The organism is Paraflavitalea soli (assembly GCF_003555545.1).
In the GTDB taxonomy this organism is placed as follows: domain Bacteria; phylum Bacteroidota; class Bacteroidia; order Chitinophagales; family Chitinophagaceae; genus Paraflavitalea; species Paraflavitalea soli.
The window spans coordinates 8,359,806-8,383,312 of sequence record NZ_CP032157.1 but is presented as its reverse complement, the minus strand read 5'-3'; the positions used below and the strand labels follow the sequence as shown (position 1 = coordinate 8,383,312).

Here is a 23,507-nt window from a genome sequence, read left to right as displayed (position 1 = left end):
GCATGCCCCCCTTCTTCATCGCCCTCTTCAAGATCAACCTGGTACTGGTGCTATTCGCAGTAGCTTATTACGGTATTCTTCGCCGCCTGACATTCTATACTGCCAACCGGGCTTTCCTGTTGTTTGCCATTTGCTTCGCCATGCTGTATCCTTTGATCGATCTGTCGCCGCTGTTTGCAAAGGAGACAGCCATGGCCGTCGTACCGGAATTTACCCAACAGCTCAGGACGATGGTGACAACAGCTGTGATGCCGGCTTATATGACCTGGGTATTCCTCCTTTTTTATATAGGATTAGCCGTAATGCTGTTCCGGATCCTGCGGCAGTTCGTATCCCTGTACCGTATCCATCGCCAATCAGCGCCTGCCCTTATTGGAGATGCACCCGTTCGATTGATCAATGCCTCTATGAGCCCCTTTTCGTTCGGCAAACATATCTACATCAATCCTGCAGAACACAGCGCGGAGGAATTGCTGACGATCGTAGCCCATGAACATATTCATGTACGGCAGCGGCATACCGTAGATGTGCTGCTGGCAGAACTGTGCTTTACCTTGAACTGGTTCAACCCGGCAGCCTGGATCATCCGGAAAGCGATCAAAGAAAACCTGGAGTTCATTGCCGATGAACAGGTATTGGAAGCAGGAGCGGATAAGAAAGCGTACCAATATAGTTTGCTGCATATAGGCGCACGCACTGCTACCCCACTTATTGCAAATGATTTCAACCTGGTAGACCTGAAGAAAAGGATCCGCATGATGAATGTGCGTCGTTCTTCAAAATTGACGCTGGGGCGCTACGCTTTATTATTACCCATTTTGCTGCTGATCACCCTGGCGTTTTCGATCACCGTGCGGCAACCTTTGCAAGCTGCTACCAAAGCATTGGAGCAAGTGATCTTAACACCTGCTGCAACAATCAACGAACCTGCTACCTCCCCCCCTACTGTTCTCAATTTGTCAGTACCGGATACCCAGTCAGCCGCTCTCCCGTCGCGCACGGGCAGGCAGCCTGTGCAAATAACCATCCGTCCTATTGCCAATGGATCCAATTCCCAGCAACAGGCAGCAGCAACAACGGATCCTCCTGCCCGGGAACTGGTAGGTCAGCCACTTCGCCAGGGTATCCAGGGACGCCTGTATGAAACGCCCGTTACTGCTGCCGCAGACAAATTAAGCCTTGCGGGCACACCCAATGCTACGGGCCGTGTAACTTCAAAAACAGTAGCAGGTTTTCCCGTGCAGAATGAAGTGATCGTAACAGGCTACCCCACTACGCGTCGCATTAATGGTATCCGCGTCACACCACCGGCCGATTCTTCCAAAGGCAATCTCCGGGAAGTAACCGTGACCGGTCGCGGACAGCAATAACCATTTCTTTTTACAGATTGAAAGTGGCCCTGAGCACAGCCATCCTGCCCCTGATCTGGTACCGGTCGGCAGAGAATAAATTACTGCTTACCCTGTACAATTCGTATGTATTTACATTAGCGATATTCGTAAGATCGAACTCGAAGTCCGTGCGCCAGGGCTTGTGCTTGTAGCGCAGGTTGAGATCCATAAACAGGTAGCTGACGGCGGATACCTGCGGCTGCCGGCTATGGAGATGACGAGCAGTGAAGTTCATGAATACACTCCTGAAGGGCGTGATGCCAAACACGATATGCTGATCGATCCTGCTGGTACGATTGGTGATGGCCTTCGCCGCTGTTACCAGATCACGCTGCCGGCTGTTGCTCCAATGGGAACTACCATTGTAACGCAGGCTGAACTTGCCAAAGGGCTTGCTTTCGATAGTTGCCTGCAGCGATGTAGTATTGTTGTCATAGGGCAGGAACTGATCGTTGAAGAACTGATTGTAACGCCCCTGGGAGAAAGTTCCCTTTACCGATACGGTGCTTTTGAGGGCAAAGAGGTATTTGCTGATGCCGGCATTGGCCGAGAGGCTGCTCTGATCGTTCTTATAAGGCAGCAGGATGCTGCGCTGGATGTTGTCGGTGACGATGGAAGCATAGAGACTATTGACTGTGGTGTTGGTATAGGCAACACTGGCATTGATGAAGAGCATGATGATGGCGCGTTGAAAGCTATAGCTGAGGCTGGCATTCGACATAGAACGCTCCTGCAATCCGGCGTCATTGGCGCGCAGGGAGCGGTAGTTGGCAAGAATGGCGCCCCTGTACACGCCCGAGATATTACCCATGTTGTTATTATACCGGTAACTGAATTGGAGGTGATCTTCTACATTGATCCGGTACTTTACCCAACCCGTTGGATTGATGAAGAACTGGCGGTCGCGGTTGTCGAGCGCATATTCCGGTTGGTGATAGCGGATGCCCTGCCAGGTGAAGGGCACAAAAAGACTGGCATGGAAGCGCCCTTTATTGAGTGAATACTTTGCGGAAGCCTGGAGGACATTGCGCCGCCATCGGAGATCGTTACCCACATCTCCTTCATAGCTTTTAACACTACCATTGTCCTGTACAAGTTCCAGTTGGGAAATGAGCGTTTGCCGCTCGCTGGAGAACCCTAATTTATATTCCTGGGTGATCCACCGGGTATTGGAAGGAATGATATAACCAAGTGATGCTTCGTTGTACCAGGTAGGCATCCGGGCCTGCTGAGCGATGGCGGCATAGGGCAGGCTATCGTTGAGTATATCGCTGTGCAGGCCCTGATCGACGAACAAACGCTGTGGATTGGTAGCATAGCTGGTATAAAGGTGGATATCCCACATGTTCCTGCTTTTGGAAAAAGGCTTACAATCGAAATCGTTGGAAAAAGCCTGTTGCCGGTTGCGCAATTGCTGTCCAAAATTGAGCGTATTGCTTTGCAACTGACTACCGTTGTAGTCCTCCTTGAGTTGAATGTCGGTCTTATTGCGGATATAGTATTTGTTGGTATTGGCCATGACCGTGAAAGCGCCGTTGATGAACCAGGGCTTGCGCAGCGCATCCTGCTTTTCGCGGTATACGATCGTGTCGCCTGCCAGGTATTGCTCTACGGTACTGCTGTAATCGAAGGTCTGCCGGTCGCTAAATCCCTGCACGTTCGTGCGGAACTGGATGTCTTTTTTGTTGTTGACAAGATGGTTGAGGTTGATGAGGCCCGACCTGTTGAAATAGTAGTTGCGGCGCGGCAGATCGGGGTTGGGTACCGTGCCGCCCGACAGCAGGTTGGAGGGTGTGGTACCACCTCCTGCTGATGAAAATGCATCGGAACCCAACTGCTCATAATCACTTTGGTAATCGACACCACTGTTGTTGAACTTTGCAGCGTTGATCATCTTCATGCGCCTGTTGAGGAGGATCGTATTGAGCGCCGCATCATATAGTGTTGGCCAGCCACCGGCCAGCATGGCCTGACCGGTGAGGGCTGTGCTGTTCTCATCTTTCAATACCAGGTTGACGGCGACAGCATCCGAGGTTGCTTTATCCTGCAGGACCTTGATAGGCTGGTGGTTCCTGATCACATCGACGCTCTGGATGAGCTCTTTGTTGATGGCTTTCGTAGCTAACCCATAGCGCCCTGCCATGAGGTCGTCGCCATGAATGTAGAGGTTGGAAACCTGCTGGCCATTGTAGTAGATCTTGCCATCGTCGCCTACTTCTATGCCGGGCATCCTGCGGAGTACATCGCCGATACTGCGGTCTTCTTCCTGCGCGAAGGAGCGCACATTGTAGCTGACGGTATCACCTTTGCTGGAGATGATGGGCCTGTTCCTGACCTCTACTTCGGGCAAGAGCACGGCCTGCTCTTCGAGTTGTAGCTCATAAACGTATTTACCTGCCTGCAAGGGTGTCAGCAATCTTTTATAACCAAGGTGAGTGACTTCGAGCGATAGACTTGTGAGGTAAGCCGTATCAGCCAATGATAGCTGGAAGTTTCCTTTGTCATTACTGATGGTATATTGTACGATAAGTCCCTGTTTGTTCCTGAGCGATATGCTCGCCTGCGGCAAGGGTTTCCCACCCGGGCCTTTGAGGTGACCGGTAAGCTGTTTTACCTGCGCCAGCAGGGGCGCCTGTAGCCACAAGGCTACAAGACACCACAATAGGCTTTTCATGAATTACTTCAATTCAAGTGGGTTGTTGTTCGGATTCTTCGCTTTCCTTTTTTGCTCGATGAGTTCCTGCGCTTCTTCACCACGCACGGTCTTTCCGGAGGGCAGGCGGTAAGCCAATGTAGGGACAGGAGAACCGGCAGGCAGTTGTGCCTGCATGGTGGCAACGGGACTTTCATTGAAGGCTTCACGTACACGGTTAAGGGCTTTCTGGTTGGTGGTAATGAGCCGGGTTTTGTTGGATGTCGTGACCTGTCCGGAATCAGCTTTCGTGAAGGCAGAAAAGGTGAAGGCTACATCGCCGGTGGCATCCCTGGCTTCAAGGATGAGGCCGGGCAGACCATTCAATTTCCAGGGCCCGTTACGGAAAGGCAGGTCGGTGGTAAACCATACAGTGTAAGTGCGACCGGCATAAGTACCAATAGCCTGCTGGCATTTGAAGTCGCCGATGGTTTTGGTATCCGTACCTACTTTCCAATTGATGACCGGCAGTTTGTCTTCGACCAGGTAATCGTTCATTGCGATGTGCGTGCAGGTTTTGAAGGTTCCGGCAGCAGGATACTGAAATAGTTCCCCTTCGCTGATGCCGGGCGCGTTGACGACAGCCATGGGCATGCCGGATACGGTGATCGTAGGCCCACCGCTGCGTACGGCCGGCTCAGCGCTGGGCTTGATGTAAGGAGCGGCGGGGCTGCGGCGGTAATTGCTGCTGGTCTGGCCCACGAGCAGGTACATGGTTTCACGGATGGGATTGGCCCGGTCGGCAGTGTCATAGACGTGCAGGAAGTCGTACTTAACCGTTAAAACGAGGGGCTCGGGTTGCTGGGCATAGACGCCAACATGCAAGCTAACAAGGAGTGTTAATGTGGTAAATGCTTTCATAATCAATGATTTAAACTACGATTATATCGTAAATGTACGAAAGTTTAGTAATTCAAAGCATTGTTTGTACGTTTTTTAATAAATGTTTACCTTTGCGCCATCATGAAATTGTAATCCACACCATACACCCTGCAGCTCCTGCTGTTTCAAAGGCCCTCCGGCCTGCTTTTTATTTCACTATACATTTATTGTTCTCAAAAATTAAAGACATGAAAATCACTTCCTGCCACCGGATCAGTTCATTCATTTCCCACCCACAACACACATTTCATGCTTATCAACGCACAACATATTACCTATCATACCCCCAACCGCGGGCTGCTTTTCAACGATATTAGTTTCTCCCTGCATAAAGGTGAGAAGGCCGCTATTGTAGGCAATAACGGTACAGGAAAGACCACCCTGCTGAAGATACTGGCCGGCCATATTAAAGGTTTTACCGGTGATCTCCGGATCAACGGTACACTCCATTATGTGCCCCAGCATTACGGCCATTTTAACCAGCTAACCGTGGCCGCCGCACTGGGAATAGCACCACTACTCGAAGCCCTCCAGGCGATTGAACAAGGGGCTACTGACCAGCATTATTACGACCTGCTGGAACATCATTGGGACATTGCCGCCCGGTGTGAAGAAGCCTTTGCCCGATGGGGCATAACCGGCGTCGACCTTCACCAGCCTCTACAACAACTGAGTGGTGGTATGAAAACAAGGTTATTCCTTTCCGGCATCGATATCTTTGAACCAGCCATTGTATTATTGGATGAACCTACCAATCACCTGGATGCGAAGGCTCGCGCCCAATTGTACGAATGGATGGAAAACACCTCCTGTACCCTGCTGCTCACCAGCCACGATCGTCAGTTACTCCGCTTGTGCCAGCCCATTTGGGAGCTGCAGCCATCCGGCATCAGCGCCTATGGCGGCAACTACGATTTTTATGCAGCGCAAAAAGAAATAGAGATCACAGCCCGGGAGCATGCCCTGGCACACCACGAAAAAGCCTGGAAGGAAGCCAAACTAAAACAGCAGGAAGTACTGGAACGCAAACAACACGCAGATGCACAGGCACGCCGGAAAGGATTGCAAAGTGGATTGCCCAAAGCCGTGATCAATGGACGAAGAACAGCTGCCGAAGCCAGCACCGGCAAACTGAAGCATATACACAACGACAAGGTGACCGAGCTGCGAAACAGTTTGCAGGAAGCAGCAGCCATGGCCCAGGTACAACGTATTATGAAAGGGTATTTTAATAACCCCACCTTGCCGCGCGGCAAAGTGCTGATACAGGCAAATGATATCAACTTTGCCTATGGAAATAATCCATTCCTATGGGCTCAACCTTTAACCTTCACCATCCGCAGTGGCGACAGGCTGGCCATTTCCGGGGCTAATGGCAGTGGCAAATCTACCTTGTTCCATTTACTGCGGGGACAGCTGCTCCCGTCACAGGGAAGTTTACAGATAGCCCCCTGCACTACCCTGTTGCTGGACCAGGACTACAGCCTTATCGACCGCAGCAAAACAGTATTGGAGCAAGCCATGGCTTATAATGAAGCACCGCTTGACCCGCCAATCGTACATACCCTGCTGGCCAATTTTCTGTTTATGCCGGATAGCTGGGATAGATCCTGTGCTGTACTGAGTGGTGGCGAAATGCTGCGACTGGTACTTTGCTGTATGGTATTGCAAAACAGAACACCCGATATCATCTTCCTCGATGAGCCTGTCAACAACCTGGACCTGAGCAATATTCGCATGCTGGCTAAGATATTTGCGGAGTACAAAGGAACCCTTATTATCATATCGCATGATAAGGGATTTCTACAGGAAGCCGGCATCGTGGAGGAACTTCCACTCCAGACAGTCATAACAAAATTTCATTGATTGTTGAACTAAAAATCTTTAATTTAGACCCGACCTATTGCTAACGAACCAAACTAACTGCTTGTCAAATCTTTCTATCAATGATGTAAATGGGTTGCTTTTACGGGTATCCGAAGGAGATGAAAACGCCTTCGCCCAACTTTTCAGAGCATACTACAACCTATTGGGTGATTATATTATGCGCATCACTGAATCTGAACAGTTGACCCAGGAAATAGTGCAGGATGTGTTTTTAAAAATATGGATCAACCGCCACTCCCTCCCATCAATCGATTGCTTTAAAGCCTACCTGATGGTGGTTGCCAGAAATCACGCTTTTAATTGCCTGAAACAAATTGCCCGGGAAAAAAACCGCAGGAAAGAATGGACAAATTCAGTGCTTCACCTGGCATTAAATAATCCAAACGAAACACCGGCCCCCGACCCCAGCCAGCTTATTGACGAAGCCGTGGAGCTACTTCCTCCCCGCCAGAAAAATGTATACCTCCTGAGCCGGAGAGATGGCATCAGCCAGGAAGCGATCGCTAAAAAGCTAAACATCTCCCATGAAACAGTAAAGAAACATATGGTGCTGGCCCTCCGCTTTTTAAGAAATCACCTTCGCGCAAATATCCGTTTCTTCCTCCTGCTTATTACCTGCTGGTTGCGCCACTAAAAAAAATATTTAATTCCATTACCTCTTGGGGATACCACCGTTGTCTTTATGTATAACAAAGAGGAAATGATCATTTTCTTATCTATCGGGAATATTGCTATATGGACAAATCAAGACTAGCTTACCTCTTCCAGGCTTATATCAATAAGACTGCTACTCCGGCAGAGCGTGATGAATTCATGCAGCTGGTAGAACAAGCTGAAAATGATGAACAGGTAAAAAGCTTATTGACGTCTACCTGGCAACAGCATAGCACCCTAAGCCAGCCGATCGATGAGCGCAAGGGCGAGGAGATGCTGGCCGCTATTTTACAGCAAGGGAAGTCTGAAAAGCCAGGGGCGGTCATTATGTCCAGACCAGCATCCTGGTGGTGGCGCAGCGCAGTCGCAGCTGCCATCCTTCTTTTCGCTTGCATAGGTGGTTATCTCTGGTTAACACACCAACCAACCACGCAACTTTCCGGTTCAAAACAGCTTCCTCTCAACGATACTATCGTACCCGGTGGAAACAAGGCCGAGCTTACATTGGCCGATGGCTCGAAGCTCCTCCTTGATTCTACTCAAAAGGGTACCCTTACCAAACAGGGAGACGCCAGGGTCATTAATCTTAATACGGCTGTTCTTGCTTATGATGCAGGAAAAGCAACTGGCCAGGAGGTTGTTTACAATACACTCGCTACGCCCCGTGGAGGGCAATATCAGCTATTATTAGCCGATGGTACAAAAGTCTGGCTCAATGCCTCTTCTTCTATCAGGTTTCCCGTAGCCTTCACCGGAAAAGAAAGAAACGTGTACATAACAGGGGAAGCCTATTTCGAAGTGGCGAAAAATGCAGCGATGCCTTTTAAAGTCCATTTCCCCTCCGCCACCGGAGGTCCAACGGATGCCGGAAAGGAAGGTATTGTAGAAGTATTGGGCACCCATTTCAACATCATGGCTTATGAGGATGAACGCTCCGTCAATACCACTTTACTGGAGGGCTCTGTAAGCGTATCCAAAGGAACCCAATATAAAATATTAAAGCCTGGCCAGGAAGGCAAGATCACTCAAACAGGAGACATCAGGACCGGTATAGCAGATGTTGAAGCCGTGATGGCATGGAAAAATGGCTTGTTTCAATTCAACTCTCTGGATATAGAAAGGATCATGCGGCAGGTGGCAAGGTGGTATGATGTGGAAGTTGTGTATGCAGGTAATATTCCGACAGGTCATTTTTCAGGTATCGTAAACCGGAACAATAATATCACCCAGGTATTAAAGATCATGCAGGCAGGTAATGTGAATTTTAAGATTGCTGGCCGGAAAGTAATAGTCTCAGAAGAACACCGGTAACCCTCAGCACCCTACAACGCACATAGCTTTTATATTATTGAATGTATACCCATTAGTATACATAATGGGAAGCTTTTTTTCTTAAACCAGCGCAATAATTGCTTATTGTTTAATTAACTGCCAAACGTATGAAAAAAGTAAGTTCATTGCTATGCCGGAAACCCAGGCCGGCCACCGCCACCAAAACAATGTTGATGATGAAATTAACAGCTGTTTTACTATTGGTCACTTTTTTACAGGTCAGTGCTAAATCGATTGGGCAAACGATTTCTATCTCACAAAAAAACACTTCTCTCGAAAAGGTCTTCAAAGAAATACACCGGAAAACCGGCTATCAGTTCTTTTACCAGGATGAATTATTAAAGCAGGCAAACAAGTTTAGCATTCATGTGAAAGATGCATCGATTGAACAGGTACTGGAAATTTGTTTCCGTGATCAGCCCCTGCGCTTTGTGATCACAGAAAATACCATCACCGTTAAAAGAAAAGAAGCCACCAAAGAAGCCGATGCACCACCTCCCGTTCCTCCCATTGAAGTGAAAGGAAAAGTAAAAGACAAGAACGGACATCCCCTCGCAGGCGTTACTGTATCGATCGTAGGCGCCAAGGGTGGAGTGACCACCGATGAAAACGGCAATTTTACCATCTCCGTTCCTGAAAACGGCCTGTTAAGTTTCTCGTTCGTAGGTTTCAAAACTGAGAACATCCGTGTTGGAAAAGATAACAAGATACTCGACATATCACTGACCCCTGAAATAGCGGCATTAACAGATGTGGTAATAGTTGGTTACGGAACACAAAAAAAGGTATCCGTTGTAGGCGCCATTACTTCTATCGGCACTGCAGAACTCAGGCAAAGCCCTACTACCAACCTGTCCAATGCTTTGGCAGGCAGGATGGCAGGTTTGATGGTTAACCAGTTTTCCGGAGGAGAACCGGGTGTAGATCAGAGTGAAGTTTTTATCCGCGGCATAGCCACTTACAATACCGGCAATTCACAAAAGCCCCTGGTAATGGTGGATGGTATTGAGAGAGACTATCAATACCTCAATCCGGAAGAAGTAGAAACTTTCTCTATCCTCAAAGATGCCTCCGCCACCGCAGTGTACGGCGTAAGAGGCGCCAATGGCGTAATCCTCGTCACTACCCGCAGGGGCAGAATTATGGATAAGCCCAATGTTACCTTTAAAGCTGCCGCCGGCTTATCATCGCCTGTCAAATTCCCCGAGTACCTGGGATCAGCTGATTACGCAGCCCTTTACAATGAGGCGAGGTTGAATGATAATCCCGCTACTACTGCAGCCCTCTTTACGCCTGCCCAGATAGAGAACTACCGGAAAGCAAAAGGAGACAACTCAGATGGGTTGGGTTATAATATCGACCTTTTCGATTATGCATTTAAGCCAAGCATCCAACAGGACTATAACCTCAACATCCAGGGAGGCAATAAAAGTGTTAAGTACTTTATGATGGCCGGGTATACCAACCAGGATGGCAACTATAAACATACCAAACTAGGTCCCAATAATACCAACGCCATCTTTAAACGCTATAATTTCAGGTCCAATATCGATATCAATATTACCCAGGACTTTTATGCACGATTAAACCTGGGTGGCCGTATTCAAAACCGCCTGGCGCCAGGAACCACTGCAGCCAGGGTCGTTAACATTGCCAATACCCAACCTTCTATCTATCCCGTTATCCTGGAAAACAATGATAATCCGGCCAATAAAACTTTTATTGCCAAGCATCCTGAAGGCTTACTGTTTGGAACGCAATTGTACAGGTATAATATATTGGGAGAACTGGCTTATTCCGGCTTCATCAATGAGTACAAAACATTTATGGATGGCAGCTTTGCCCTTGGCCATAAACTCGATTTTATCACCAAAGGATTAACTTTTGAAGTTCAGTTCTCCTACGATACAGAGTCCGGCAACACCGTTGACAGAACGATCCCCCATGAATCGGAGGGTTATCGTGAATATGGTGGTTATGCCACTTTCTATCCCAAAGACGGAGTGGATGTATTGATGAATGGCGGGCACTACCAGGGCGCCTATGCTTCTCCCCGCCGCACCGAGAATAATACCATGAATAACGGCTTTGATGCACGTACCCCACAGCCGCAACGTAAGAACAACCTGCAGCTTACTTTAAATTATGCCCGGTCCTTCGGCCTGCACAATGTAACAGCCTTGTTACTGGGCACCAGGCAAAGGCGTACCTACCAGAACGATGTGCCTTTTGGAAACCAGGGTATAGCCTTCCGTACTACTTATAATTACGACGACCGGTACCTGCTGGAGCTGAATGCCGGGTACAATGGTTCTGAAAGTTTTGCCAAAGGACGCCGCTATGGCCTATTCCCCGCTGTAGCTGCAGGCTGGATCATAAGCAATGAATCATTCATGAAAAAAACAACCTGGATCGATTACCTGAAGCTCAGGGGTTCATTCGGATTAGTGGGAAGCGACCAATTGCCAGGAGAAAGATTTGGCTACCTCCAGTTTTATAATGTAAACGGCGACACTTACAATTTTGGTACCGACCTGAGCGGTGGCGTGCCTGCCAATGTATTTGAAGCACCACTCGCCAACCCTTTACTAACCTGGGAAAAAGCCAAAAAGGCAAATATCGGCATCGAGGTAAGAGTACTGAAGAACAGGCTGAGTTTTTCGGCCGATGTGTTCAAGGAGCACCGGTATGATATCCTCACCAACCTCAATAATGAGTATGGCTCCCGCAACGTATCGGCTGTTGTAGGTCAAAGCGCTCCCCAACTCAACCTCGGTATTGTAGACAACAAAGGGTTTGACCTTGAGATAGGCTGGACCGATAACATTGGCAAAAGCTTTAGCTATTATATCAGGCCCAATATTTCTTTTGCCCGCAATAAGATCGTTTTCATCAATGAGCGCGACCGGATCGCACCGGATGGCAAATCAGTTTCTTATGTTCAGCGCACAGGAACACGGATCAAAGAACAATTTGTTTATGTATTTGACCATTTCGTAGCAGATCAGGCAGAGGCAGACAGATTAAATGCAGCCGTGTACCAGAAATGGGGGAAACTGATCCCGGGCGATGTTGTCTATAAAGACCAGAACGGCGATGGCCAGATCACAGACCAGGAAGACAGGGTTGCCATGGGGCATCCCCGCAACCCGGAACTTCAGTTTGGTATTCCTATGGGTGTTTCTTACAAAGGATTCGACCTGAGTATATTGTTTCAGGGAGCTACCAATACCAGCGTGCAGTTGACAAACGCAGCTGCTTACGACTTTCCCACCTACGGGCAGGACATCATTGGCAGGGTAAAGAACATACACATGAACCGCTGGACCCCTGCTACCGCAGCCACCGCCACTTACCCGGCCCTGCATTATGGCACCCACAACAACAATAAAAACCCCAACAGTTCACTCTTTCTGGCCGACGGTACTTACCTGCGGTTAAAGAACCTGGAAGTAGGCTATTCCATTCCAATAACATTCCTGAAGAAATTTGGCGCCACCAAAACCCGCTTTTACCTCCAGGGCCTGAACCTCTTTACCTGGGATAAATTATCAGATTTCGATGTCGATCCCGAAACCAATACAGGTGGCGACTGGTATCCCATTCAAAAGGTCATCAACTTCGGCGTTTACGTAACCTTCTAAAGATTGCAATTATGAAAAATATAAAATATATTCCCTTAATAGCTATCTGTTCTATTGTATTTTCCACATCCTGCGAAAAATTTCTTGACAGGCAGCCGGATAATAAGATCGATGAAGAAACTGTTTTTACCAATTGGGACAAGGTGAATGGCGAAGCCAATAAGTTGTACCGCGACATGCGCGACCGCGACAGGGGTATAGTTGGACTGCAAGACTTTTCCATCTCCGGCATTACCGATGAGTGCAAGGGCACACAGGTAGAACAAGCCATTCCTGATCAATTTAATTTCGGAAGCTTTGGACCTTCTATTGGTATGCCCAGCAAAGCAAATGGCATGTATTGGGGCGACTTTTACAATTCTATCCGTAAAGCAAATGTGTTTATTGCAGGCGTAGAGAAATACAAATCACCTGATAATCCACTGCAACCAGGCGATCTGAAAAACCGCGTAGCAGAAGCGCATTTTATGCGTGCTTATTTTCACTGGCTGGTAGCACGCTGGTATGGCGATATCATTTACATGGACTACGTGGCAGATCTGGCCAAAAATGAACAATTTGCACGCCAGTCATGGCCCGATTTTCTGAAGAAAATACTGGCAGATCTTGATTTTGCCATCAATGAGTTGCCGGTGCGCCACCTGGATGTTGAATTTGGCAGAATAGATAAAGGAGCAGCTATGGCCCTGAAAGCTGTTGTATTGTACATGAACGCAAGTCCTATGTACAATGGCGGCAAACTACCAGGCAATGATACCCGGGTGGGCAGAGAACAATATGCAGCCTATGATAAGCAAAAATGGAAACTGGCCGCCGATGCTGCCAAAGCAGTAATAGATCTGAAGAATGGTACCGGACAACGTTATAGTTTGTATATGGGCAAAGGCAGCGATTTTCAGGCCGAAAGCAATAACAAGGTATACGCAAGGATCAAACAGATCTATATCGACCCCGCTGCTATTCAGAATGAATGGTTGCTCATCATCTCCAATAATAAAGCCGAATCCTGGCAGGGTGACCATATACCTCCTTCTTATGGTGGTGGCTCACGCCTCCAACCCCTGCAGGAGCAGGTAGATGAATACGAGTTTATCGGTAATGATGGGTATGGATATGCCACCTACGACCCGCAGGCAGCAGCCAAAGGCTGGGATGAAAAACAACCTTACGAAAAACGCGACCCACGCTTTTATTCAGACGTAATGTATCATGGCGCCACTTACCAGAATAAGATCATTAATACAGCTACCGGCTCCGATAAGATTGGGGCCAGCAATGCCACTTCTACCGGATATTACCTACGCAAGTTTTATCACGAAGACTGGAAAAGAAGTGGTGGCTGGCCCTTACATTTTCCTTCCATCCGCCTCCCTGAAATGATGTTGATCTACTGCGAGGCTATGAATAGATTCAGTGGCCCCAGTGCAGAGATCTATACCATGTTAAACACGCTGCGCGCACGTTCCTTTATGGCTCCCGTGCCCCCCGGCCTTGATGAAAATGCACTGCATAAATACATTCAGCGCGAACGTCGTGTGGAGCACTTCTATGAGAATAAACGTTACTTCTATGCCCGCTGGAATTTAGAGCCTGATTCTCCGGCAGAAATAGCACAGGAAGCTGCCTACAAAGCCGCACCTGTACCCGCCAATGTATGGCCTTACCCAAGAACCCAAAGAGCTGCTCATGGCATGACCCCTGTGGCCGATCCCGCAGGCACCATGGTAGTAGGTGGTGTGAATTACAGAATGCAACGGTTTAAACTCGAGGATAGGGTCTTTACTGCCAAAAACTACTATTTCCCCCTGGTGGCCAGTGAAATTGCCAACGCACCATCTTTAATACAAAGCCCCAACTGGTAACAACAATTGTGATATCACTTATTATAAGCAAACCCCTTCATCACCTGAAGGGGTTTTGTTTTAAACAGCAGTTTGAAAAATCATCCCGTTTTCTTATTCCATATATTTTAACTTTGAGTACAACACTATAAAAATCGCTGGTCTTATGACAAAAATGGAACAGGCCTTTAACCTTTTTGACACCTATAATAAACAGGACCCTTCGGAGATAATATGGAATGGACAGCCTTATCCAGCTGAATATTTTTACGCCATTAAGTTGTATGAACGCGTAAAAGATCTTGCTCCCCAGACCGGTGATGCCCTTTTGCTCGCCTCCAGGTGCCAGCATATCGGACGATGGGAAATCGCCAGAACAGCATTTCCCGAAGGCAGGGTAGGCTACCTGAAGTGGAGAAACGAACTCTCGAAATTCCACGCACATAAAGCGACAGAGATATTGCAATCTCTTAATTATGAAACTGACATTATTGCCCGCGTCAATGAAATCATACTGAAAAAGAAGCTTACAACCGATACCGAAGTGCAAACCATGGAGAATGCCCTTTGCCTCGTATTCCTCCAATTTCAATACGATGACCTGATAAAAAAGCAATCACCAGAGAAAATGATCAGCATCCTCCAAAAAACATGGGCTAAAATGAGCACCCCCGGAAAGCAGGCGGCCGCATTACTCACCTATAGCGAGACCGGTAAAGCCTTGTTGAACAAAGCCCTGGAGGGGCTTGACTAAGCGCTTACCACATATCATGCCTTCTTACACCCACAATAAACCAGGGCATCGTTTACCCGTCAATCATACACTTATTGACAAGTGTTTTGTCGATATTATCCAACAAGACCAGCGGTTCATCAACCAACTGTAAATCTTACTACTTTACTGCCATCAAACAAACAACCGCCTGATGACACGTAATACTTTATTAGCAAGCCCTGCCCTCCTGTTGCTCGTTCTCCTGGCTTCCTGGTCCGGCAAAGGGCATGCCCCTGCTCCGCAAACAGCTATCCATGACTCTACCGGCAAACAACTGTATATACCTGCCAAAGTATACCGCATTCCAGAGAACAATGACTACAACAACAACGAAAGCGAATACAGCTATAAGCGCATGATCCAATCCGATAACATTGTTATCTTCTGGAATAAAGAATTTGGAGATGATCCTACCACCAACGCCGATCAAACAAAGCGTTTTAATGTACAGGAAGCTTTGAAAGAACTCGAGCGGTTCTATAATTTTTACGTGAATGACCTCAAGCTCGTTCAAAAAGGGAATTCCATCTCCGATAAATACAAGATCATTCTGTATGTGTTGGGTGGTACCGAAGGAACTGCTTTTGGCGGAGGTATTGAAGATAAGGTGGGTGGATTGTGGACACCTGCCAAAAGAATGAACAAAGCCCCTTATGGTGCCCTGGCCCATGAGTTGGGACACTCCTTCCAGTTCCTTGCCCGCACCGATAGCAAGACCGGCCCCCGGGGCGCAATCATGGAAATGTCTGCTCAATATATGTTGTGGCAGGTATACCCCGAATGGATGACCTTTGAGAACTACCACCTGGTAGATTTTATGAAGAAGACCCATTATGCCTTCCTTCATCCTACCAACATGTACCATTCCCCCTATGTGATAGAATACTGGTCCAATAAAAGAGGCATCGAATTCTTCGGCAACCTCTGCCGCGCCACACAAGAGGGGGAAGATCTCGTGGCAACCTACAAGCGGATTACCAACCTCAACCAGGATCAATTCAATGATGAAATGTTTGATGCAGTCCGCCGCTTCATTACCTGGGATATGCCACGCATCGAAAAGGTAGCCAACCCTTATGCTAACCAACATACCACCAGCCTACGATCAGTTGGCGAAGGATGGTATAAAATTGATTCCGCCCGCTGTCCCCAGAACTATGGTTACAATGGCATCAAATTGAAAGTGCCCGAAGCCGGCACCAAAGTAAAACTCCAATTCAAAGGCATCGCCGGAACGGATGGATACAACAAAGTAAAAACAGACAAAGCCGGCTGGCGATATGGCTTCGTCGCTTATAAAAAAGATGGCAGCCGCGAATATGGGAAGTTGAACAAAGAAGCCAGTGGCAATGCCACCTTCAAAGTGCCGAAGAATACTGCATACCTGTGGTTGGTCGTAAGCGGAGCGCCCACCGAACACTGGCCTGTATCCATGGGCCGTCAGGGCAACCGCAACAATGCCGATGCACCCAAACCAGTCCCCGAAGAACAATGGCCGTACCAGATCAAACTAACAGGCACAAGCCTGGATGAGTCGGTGATCAAGTTTTAATAATTATCTCCGCTTGCACACAGTTAAAAGTTTAACTGATCGCATCTGGGATTTAACGTATATTCATCAGCAAACCCCGGTTCCATGAAACATACTTTAGCCTTATTTTTTGCGGCCTTTTTGTTAGCGGCAACTTCCTTTGCCCAATCTTCCCAACCATCAGCTGAAGCGGTATTAAAAGAAGCCACCACCCAAGCTGCAAAGGAACATAAAAAAGTATTCATCATCTTTCATGCTTCCTGGTGCGGCTGGTGCCACCGGATGGACAGCATTATGGCCAATGCCGATTGCAAAAAATTATTTGCCGACAACTTCGTCATCCGCCACCTCACCGTACAGGAAGCCAAAGGAAAAGAACACCTCGAAAATCCTGGGGGCGCCGCGATGATGGAAAAATACCAGGGTAAAGGCAAGGGCATTCCATTCTGGCTCATCTTCGATGCCAAAGGCAATTTAGTGGCCGATTGTCTGATGCGGCCTGAAGGCGCAGGCCTGGATAAACCCGGCGAGAACACTGGCTGTCCAGCCACAAAAGAAGAAGTAGCCCATTTTGTAAAAGTGCTAAAGCAAACCACCCCACTCAATACCAACCAGTTGGCCCTTATTGAAAAGAATTTTATTAAGAAATAATAGGATCATTGATTCCCCCACACATCCGGGCTTGCCCCAAACCGGCCGTTAAAAACCGTACGGTCAGTTAATAGAATGGGCTTTTGAGTCATAAGGTTGGGCCGCTGGGTAAGGTCTGGCCCTGTCCAATACAGTAGCTTTGCTTAAAACATCAACGATGAACCCGAATAAACAATTATGGGAAAAAGGTGACTTTACCAAAATCGCTGATACCATGCGTGAAAGTGGTACCGCACTGGTAGCCAAACTGGGTATCACCAAAGGCATGAAAGTATTAGACCTCGGTTGTGGCGATGGCACCACCGCCATTCCTGCCGCCCTATTGGGCGCTGAGGTATCTGGTGTTGATATCGCAGAGAACCTGGTAGCAGCTGGCAACAAACGGGCGCAAACAGCTGGTCTTACCAATATTACCTTTCAGCAGGGCGACGCCACCGACCTGCAGGCATTAGAGAATGATAGCTTTGACCTCACCGTCAGCATCTTTGGTGCTATGTTTGCCCCCAAGCCTTTTGACGTAGCCAGCGAAATGGTTCGGGTTACCCGCCCCGGCGGACGCATCGTAATGGGCAACTGGATTCCCGGCGATCCTACACTCGTAGCGCAAATACTGAAGATTAGTTCCGCCTATACCCCTCCTCCACCCGAGGGATTTGTAAGTCCCATGTTGTGGGGCGTGGAACAACAGGTGATCGAACGATTTGGTAAAGCCGGCATCCCCCCGCAAAACATCTCTTTTGATAAAGAGACCTTTACTTTTAATGCTCCTTTCTCACCGGCAGAACTGGTACAAAGGTTCAAAAACTTCTATGGCCCTACCATGAACGCTTTTGAAGCAGCCGAAAAAAATGGCAAGGCCGCCGACCTTCAGCAGGAATTGGAAGCCTTGTTTACCAGTCAAAATAAAAGTAACAACCCCAATAGTACCGCGATACCAGCCACCTTCCTGCGGGTAACCGTATCATTGTAGGCAGATCATCTATAATAAAAGGCAGCTTGCGCGAGCTGCCTTTTTGTTTTTATGTCCGGTACCCGACGCCCCCTCACCCGCAGGACGCGGCAGGATGGTAAACCCTCCAACCTCCTGTATATTCGGCACCAATGTTTTGCGGGCATCAAATGGAGACTGCACCTGCTATTTGCCCCCGCTTTTTTATAACAGTATCAATTCGCTTGCTACATGAAAAGACTGCTTTTGTTATTTGCAGCCATGCTAACCATTGTCACCATGGCCATCTCCCAGGTACAGGTACACAACCTGACCACCGAAAACCTCACCAACCCCATCGGGCTCGATATCACCCAACCCCGCTTTAGCTGGCAACTCCTTTCCACCAGGCGCAACGTAATGCAATCAGCCTATGAAATAAAAGTTGCCGCCAACCCTGCTATCAAAGGCAAAGACACCTGGACTACCGGCAAGGTAATTTCAGATCAGTCCGTCCTCATTCCTTATGCCGGCACACCCCTCAAATCCGGTACACGTTATTACTGGCAGGTGCGCGTATGGGACAACCAGGGCAATACCTCTGCCTGGAGTGCCCCTGCCTGGTGGCAAACAGCCTTGCTTGCTCCTTCCGATTGGAAAGCCAGCTGGATCACCCCGGGTTTTGATGAGGATGCACAACGCGCCTCTCCCCTCTTTCGCAAAGAATTCACCAACCAAAAGAAGATCAGAACAGCTACTGCCTATATCACCGCACATGGTATGTACGAAGCACAGATCAATGGAAAAAGGGTCGGCGACGCCTACCTCACTCCCGGCTGGACCAGCTACAACAAACGACTGCAATACCAGACCTATGATGTAACAAGCTTACTGCAGCAAGGCAACAATGCCATCGGCGTTACCCTGGGCAGCGGTTGGTACCGTGGTTACCTTGCCTGGAGTGATGGCAAAAATCATTACGGCAAAGACATTGCCCTCCTGCTCCAATTAGAGATCACCTATACCGACGGCACTACCCAAACCATTCTCTCCGATGAAAGTTGGAAGTCTTCTACCGGCGCCATCCGCTATTCTGAAATATACCATGGCGAAACCATCGATGCCCGCGAAGAAAAGAAAGGCTGGGCTACCGCCGGTTACGATGATCGATCCTGGACCCACGCACTGAAAGCCAACGCCTCTACATCAGTATTGATCGCCACGTACAACGAGCCCGTCAAAAAACACGAAACTTTTAAACCCCTCCGCATTTTCAAAACACCCAAAGGTGAGCAGGTGGTCGACTTCGGTCAAAACCTGGTAGGCTGGGTCGTGATCAAAGCCCAGGGCAAAAGCGGTGACAAGATCACCTTGTCACACGCAGAGGTAATGGACAAATCCGGCAACTTTTATATCGATAACCTGAGAGCCGCCAAAGCACAGAACAATTACATTTTAAGCGGTGAAGGAACAGAGACCTTCGAACCACATTTCACCTGGCAGGGATTCCGTTACCTCAAAGTAGAAGGCTACCCGGGAGAACTGAAACCAGAAAACCTGACCGCTGTAGCCCTCTATTCCGATATGAAGCCCACCGGCACTTTCACTTCCTCACACCCTTTGCTCAACCAATTACAACACAACATAGAATGGGGACTGAAAGGTAATTTCCTCGACGTACCCACCGACTGTCCCCAAAGAGATGAACGGCTCGGATGGACCGGCGATGCCCAGGCCTTCTCCCGCACCGCCTCCTTCTTACAAGGCGCTGGCAACTTCTTCGACAAATGGATGAAAGACGTAGCCGCCGATCAATTGCCCACCGGCAGCATCCCCCATGTAATACCCAATGTGCTCGGCAACCAGGGAGGTAGCGCCGGCTGGGCCGATGTATCGACCATCATCCCCTGGAATATGTACCTGGCCTATGGCGATAAACAGATCCTTGACCAACAATATCCCTCCATGAAAAAATGGGTGGATTACATGACCAGCCAAAGCACCAATAACCTGTGGAATAAAGGAGGACATTTTGGCGACTGGCTATTCTATAGCATCAACAACGACCTCGACGGCAGATCAGCCGTTACCGACAAATACCTCATCGCGCAATGCTTTTACGCACATTCCACCCAGCTGCTGATCAAAGCCGCCACCCTATTGGGTAAGAACGAGGAAGCAGCAACCTATACAACCTTGCTCAATAAAATAAAAGAAGCTTTCCTGAATGAGTATACCACCGCTAATGGAGGCACCACCAGCAACACACAAACCTCTTATGCATTGGCCTTGCAGTTCGACATGCTGCCCGAAGCCCAACGGCAGCAGGCAGCCGACAGGTTGGTGAAGAACATCAAACAATATGGCAACCACCTGTCAACCGGCTTCCTGGGTACACCCTATCTCTGCCATGTACTCAGCCGGTTTGGGCATACCGATATGGCCTACACCCTACTCTTGCAGGAAACCTATCCCTCCTGGCTATACCCCGTAAAGATGGGCGCCACCACCATCTGGGAACGCTGGAATGGTATAAAGCCCGATAGTACTTTTGAAACACCCACGATGAACTCTTTCAATCACTACGCCTATGGAGCCATCGGCGATTGGATGTACCGGGTGATGGTAGGACTGGATACCGAAGAAGATGGACCAGGTTATAAAAAGATCACCCTCAGGCCCCATATCGGACAGAAGATCACCCAGGCCGCCGCCACGTACCAAACACGATACGGCAAACTGGCCGCCGGCTGGAAAACAGAGAATGATAAATTATTATTGGAGGTAGAAGTACCAGCCAATACGACCGCCACCATCTACATTCCTGCCACCGGAACAGATATAACTGAGAACGGCAGCCCATTGTCGGCCTCCAAAGACTTTCAGGTGGCTGGTGCTGAAAAAGAATATGTGGTGGTAAAAGCTGGTTCCGGCACCTATCGGTTCAGCGCACCCTGGAAACCAGCACAGGCAAAAACCGGCAACTGATGATATAAGCATATATAAATTCGGGGGAGCGGTAGTTTTAGGAAAACAACACTTTATGCCGCTCTCCCCAATCCCTTAATTGAAAAATAATAGGCAACAGTTCGTTGCCTATCGACGTAAGTTCATATTCCACCCGCGCAGGCACCTCAGCATACACATATCTTACTACCAGTCCCTTCTCCTCCATTTTATTAAGTTCCAATGCCAGCATGCGGTCCGTGATCGAAGGCATCCGCTTCTTTAGATCTGCATACCGCAATTTACCTCCGGCCAAATAACAACAGATCGCCACCGTCCACTGCCCGCTGATGAGGTTGGCAGCATATATTTCCGGGCATTCAGCCTCCAGCTTACGTTTGTTCTCGTCGTGCGTCGAACTCGGCTTTATCTTACTCATAATTACACGTTTGTTAGTACCTCACATTGGGCGCCGGGTACCGGTTTCAAAGGCAACTTAAATAATTTTGCACAGAGATAAAAAAACAAGATCGGATATGAAGAGAACACTCGTGATAGTAATACATCCCAACATACAGGATTCCGTAGTGAACAAAAGATGGATCAAAGCACTCAGCAGCCAGCCCGATAAGTACCTGGTACATGATTTACACGCAGCCTATCCCACTGGCGAAATTGATATCCAAAAAGAGCAGGCACTCGTGGAGCAACATGATACCATCATTTTTCAGTTTCCCTTTTATTGGTTCAACTGTCCTCCCCTGTTTAAAAAATGGCTGGATGAGGTACTCACCTATGGTTGGGCATACGGCAGCCAAAGCGGATACAAAATGAAGGGCAAAAAGATAGCCCTGGCCATTGCTGCAGGTATTGAACAGGAAGACTACACCCCGGCAGGCAAATACAAATATACCCTCAGCGAACTCACCGCCCCTTTTGAAATAACCTTCCAATATATACAAGCCGATTACAGACCCCTGTTTGCATATTATGGATTGGAACACCGTGCCACTCCCGAAAGGATTGAACAAAGCGCAGCCGCTTACCTCTCCTTTGCCGGGGCCTTGCAATAAATGCCAGCCTCACCCATCATGTAGACCATAAAGCTACTCCACACTTGCCGGTCACTGGTGTTGATGCCAGGCAATAACAAGAATCAGTTGGCGTTATCCCCACACTTAAAACAACATCAGCATGCGCGTTCACACATTCTTCTCTTGTGCATTGGCAGCTTTATCCTGCACTACTCCCCTTTTCGCCCGCCAGCAGCCGCGGCATATTCATTTTCAGCCTACCGTTTGGCAGCGCACCTATTCCGCAGCACATACACCTGTACTCCGTATAGCTGAAGGTGATACCGTCAGCACCAACAGTGTGGATGCCGCCGGATTCGATACAAAAGGCGAAAGAGTGGCCCACAGAGGCAATCCCCTCACCGGCCCGTTCTATGTAGAAGGCGCCATGCCCGGTGATGTCATCGCCATTACCCTGCATGATGTTCGACTCAATCGTGGTTACGCTACTACCCTGAATGCCCTTATTCCCAAAATATTTCCGGGTAAAGCCACCATGAAGCTATGGAAGAGTTCAAAGCTCACCCGCTGGAATTTGGATACCATCGCTGGCTTTGCCAGTCCTGCGACGGCAGAAGAGTCCCTTCGTGACCTAAAGGTTGCCCTGCATCCTTTCCTCGGATGTTTAGGTGTAGCAGCTGAAGGCGACAAAACCCCGGATGCCGGAGCCTGCAATGATTACGGCGGCAATACCGATTTCTACCTCAATAAAGCAGGCGCCACAACCTACCTGCAGGTAAATCATCCCGGCGCATTGCTCTATTTCGGCGACGGGCACGCCGTACAGGGTGACGGCGAACTGAATGGCGATGCATTGGAAACAACCATGAAATTTAGTTTCAGCACCCGCATTCTCCGGAAAGGTTACCTTCCTTCAACCAAGCCCATAATGGAAGATGATCAATACTGGATGTTCTATGGCATTGAAAAGACTTTGGATAGATCACTGCAGGCAGCCACCGAGTCCATGGTATTGTGGCTGGAACATACTTACGGCCTCACGAGGCGGGAAGCTTCCCAGGTCATCGGACCGGCTATACAATACCGTATCCCTAAAACTGCTGCCAATATCGGCGAAGTGGTGGCCATGATACCTAAAGCAGTATTGAAATCCCTGCCGCCTGCCCCTAAAGGTCAGCCTATTTCTCTTAAACCCTGATCACTTAGGCCAGCATATCACCCGTCCCGTTACTAACTGGATTAGATATACCATTAGCTATCAGCAACTTGTCAAATTTGACGTTTTTTAATTTAAACAAACACATACAAACTCCAGAATC

16 protein-coding genes are annotated in these 23,507 nt (G+C 48.5%); 13 read left to right on the top strand and 3 right to left on the bottom strand.

Features of this window, described 5'->3' with window-relative positions:
- The first annotated feature begins 2 nt into the window (after nt 1-2).
- Nucleotides 3-1,370: a M56 family metallopeptidase gene (locus D3H65_RS32505; protein ID WP_119054297.1), complete on the top strand. Its 1,368-nt coding sequence runs from the start codon at nt 3-5 to the stop codon at nt 1,368-1,370.
- A 10-nt stretch (nt 1,371-1,380) separates the two neighbouring features.
- Here D3H65_RS32505 and D3H65_RS32500 read toward each other — a convergent pair whose 3' ends face one another.
- Together D3H65_RS32500 and D3H65_RS32495 are read right to left on the bottom strand one after the other, a co-directional pair.
- On the bottom strand, nt 1,381-4,065 hold the full coding sequence (locus D3H65_RS32500; RefSeq protein ID WP_119054296.1) for a TonB-dependent receptor: 2,685 nt from the start codon (nt 4,063-4,065) through the stop codon (nt 1,381-1,383).
- Between the two features lie 3 nt (nt 4,066-4,068).
- Nucleotides 4,069-4,944, bottom strand: coding sequence for a GLPGLI family protein (locus D3H65_RS32495; protein ID WP_119054295.1), 876 nt, complete (start codon nt 4,942-4,944; stop codon nt 4,069-4,071).
- 270 nt (nt 4,945-5,214) lie between these two features.
- Here D3H65_RS32495 and D3H65_RS32490 point away from each other — a divergent pair, with 270 nt between their 5' ends.
- From D3H65_RS32490 to D3H65_RS32445, 10 genes are all read left to right on the top strand, one after another.
- Complete coding sequence (locus D3H65_RS32490) at nt 5,215-6,831, top strand: ABC-F family ATP-binding cassette domain-containing protein (RefSeq protein WP_119054294.1); 1,617 nt, start codon at nt 5,215-5,217, stop codon at nt 6,829-6,831.
- A gap of 61 nt (nt 6,832-6,892) precedes the next feature.
- Nucleotides 6,893-7,486 carry an RNA polymerase sigma factor gene (locus D3H65_RS32485; RefSeq protein ID WP_162915922.1) on the top strand — a complete coding sequence of 198 codons (594 nt, stop codon included), beginning with the start codon at nt 6,893-6,895 and terminating at the stop codon, nt 7,484-7,486.
- 101 nt (nt 7,487-7,587) lie between these two features.
- On the top strand, nt 7,588-8,817 hold the full coding sequence (locus D3H65_RS32480) for a FecR family protein (protein ID WP_119054292.1): 1,230 nt from the start codon (nt 7,588-7,590) through the stop codon (nt 8,815-8,817).
- 128 nt (nt 8,818-8,945) lie between these two features.
- Nucleotides 8,946-12,482 carry a TonB-dependent receptor gene (locus D3H65_RS32475; RefSeq protein ID WP_119054291.1) on the top strand — a complete coding sequence of 1,179 codons (3,537 nt, stop codon included), beginning with the start codon at nt 8,946-8,948 and terminating at the stop codon, nt 12,480-12,482.
- A gap of 11 nt (nt 12,483-12,493) precedes the next feature.
- On the top strand, nt 12,494-14,344 hold the full coding sequence (locus D3H65_RS32470; protein WP_119054290.1) for a RagB/SusD family nutrient uptake outer membrane protein: 1,851 nt from the start codon (nt 12,494-12,496) through the stop codon (nt 14,342-14,344).
- Between the two features lie 145 nt (nt 14,345-14,489).
- A complete protein-coding gene (locus tag D3H65_RS32465) occupies nt 14,490-15,077 on the top strand; it encodes a DUF4202 domain-containing protein (protein ID WP_119054289.1) in 588 nt (195 codons plus the stop codon).
- A gap of 172 nt (nt 15,078-15,249) precedes the next feature.
- Complete coding sequence (locus D3H65_RS32460) at nt 15,250-16,650, top strand: DUF6055 domain-containing protein (RefSeq protein ID WP_119054288.1); 1,401 nt, start codon at nt 15,250-15,252, stop codon at nt 16,648-16,650.
- Nucleotides 16,651-16,734: 84 nt separating this feature from the next.
- A complete protein-coding gene (locus D3H65_RS32455) occupies nt 16,735-17,280 on the top strand; it encodes a thioredoxin family protein (RefSeq protein ID WP_119054287.1) in 546 nt (181 codons plus the stop codon).
- Between the two features lie 157 nt (nt 17,281-17,437).
- The gene (locus tag D3H65_RS32450) at nt 17,438-18,250 is read left to right on the top strand and encodes a class I SAM-dependent methyltransferase (protein ID WP_119054286.1); all 813 of its coding nucleotides are present in this window, start codon (nt 17,438-17,440) and stop codon (nt 18,248-18,250) included.
- A gap of 210 nt (nt 18,251-18,460) precedes the next feature.
- Complete coding sequence (locus D3H65_RS32445) at nt 18,461-21,196, top strand: alpha-L-rhamnosidase (protein ID WP_119054285.1); 2,736 nt, start codon at nt 18,461-18,463, stop codon at nt 21,194-21,196.
- A gap of 37 nt (nt 21,197-21,233) precedes the next feature.
- On the opposite strand, the gene D3H65_RS32440 is transcribed toward D3H65_RS32445, so the two are convergent.
- Nucleotides 21,234-21,593 (bottom strand): winged helix-turn-helix transcriptional regulator, encoded by a 360-nt coding sequence (locus tag D3H65_RS32440; RefSeq protein WP_119054284.1) that lies wholly within the window; start codon nt 21,591-21,593, stop codon nt 21,234-21,236.
- A gap of 97 nt (nt 21,594-21,690) precedes the next feature.
- Here D3H65_RS32440 and D3H65_RS32435 point away from each other — a divergent pair, with 97 nt between their 5' ends.
- Together D3H65_RS32435 and D3H65_RS32430 are read left to right on the top strand one after the other, a co-directional pair.
- Nucleotides 21,691-22,227 (top strand): NAD(P)H-dependent oxidoreductase, encoded by a 537-nt coding sequence (locus tag D3H65_RS32435; protein ID WP_119054283.1) that lies wholly within the window; start codon nt 21,691-21,693, stop codon nt 22,225-22,227.
- Nucleotides 22,228-22,348: 121 nt separating this feature from the next.
- Nucleotides 22,349-23,386, top strand: a complete 1,038-nt coding sequence (locus D3H65_RS32430; protein WP_119054282.1) for an acetamidase/formamidase family protein — start codon at nt 22,349-22,351, stop codon at nt 23,384-23,386.
- Nucleotides 23,387-23,507: the final 121 nt, after the last annotated feature.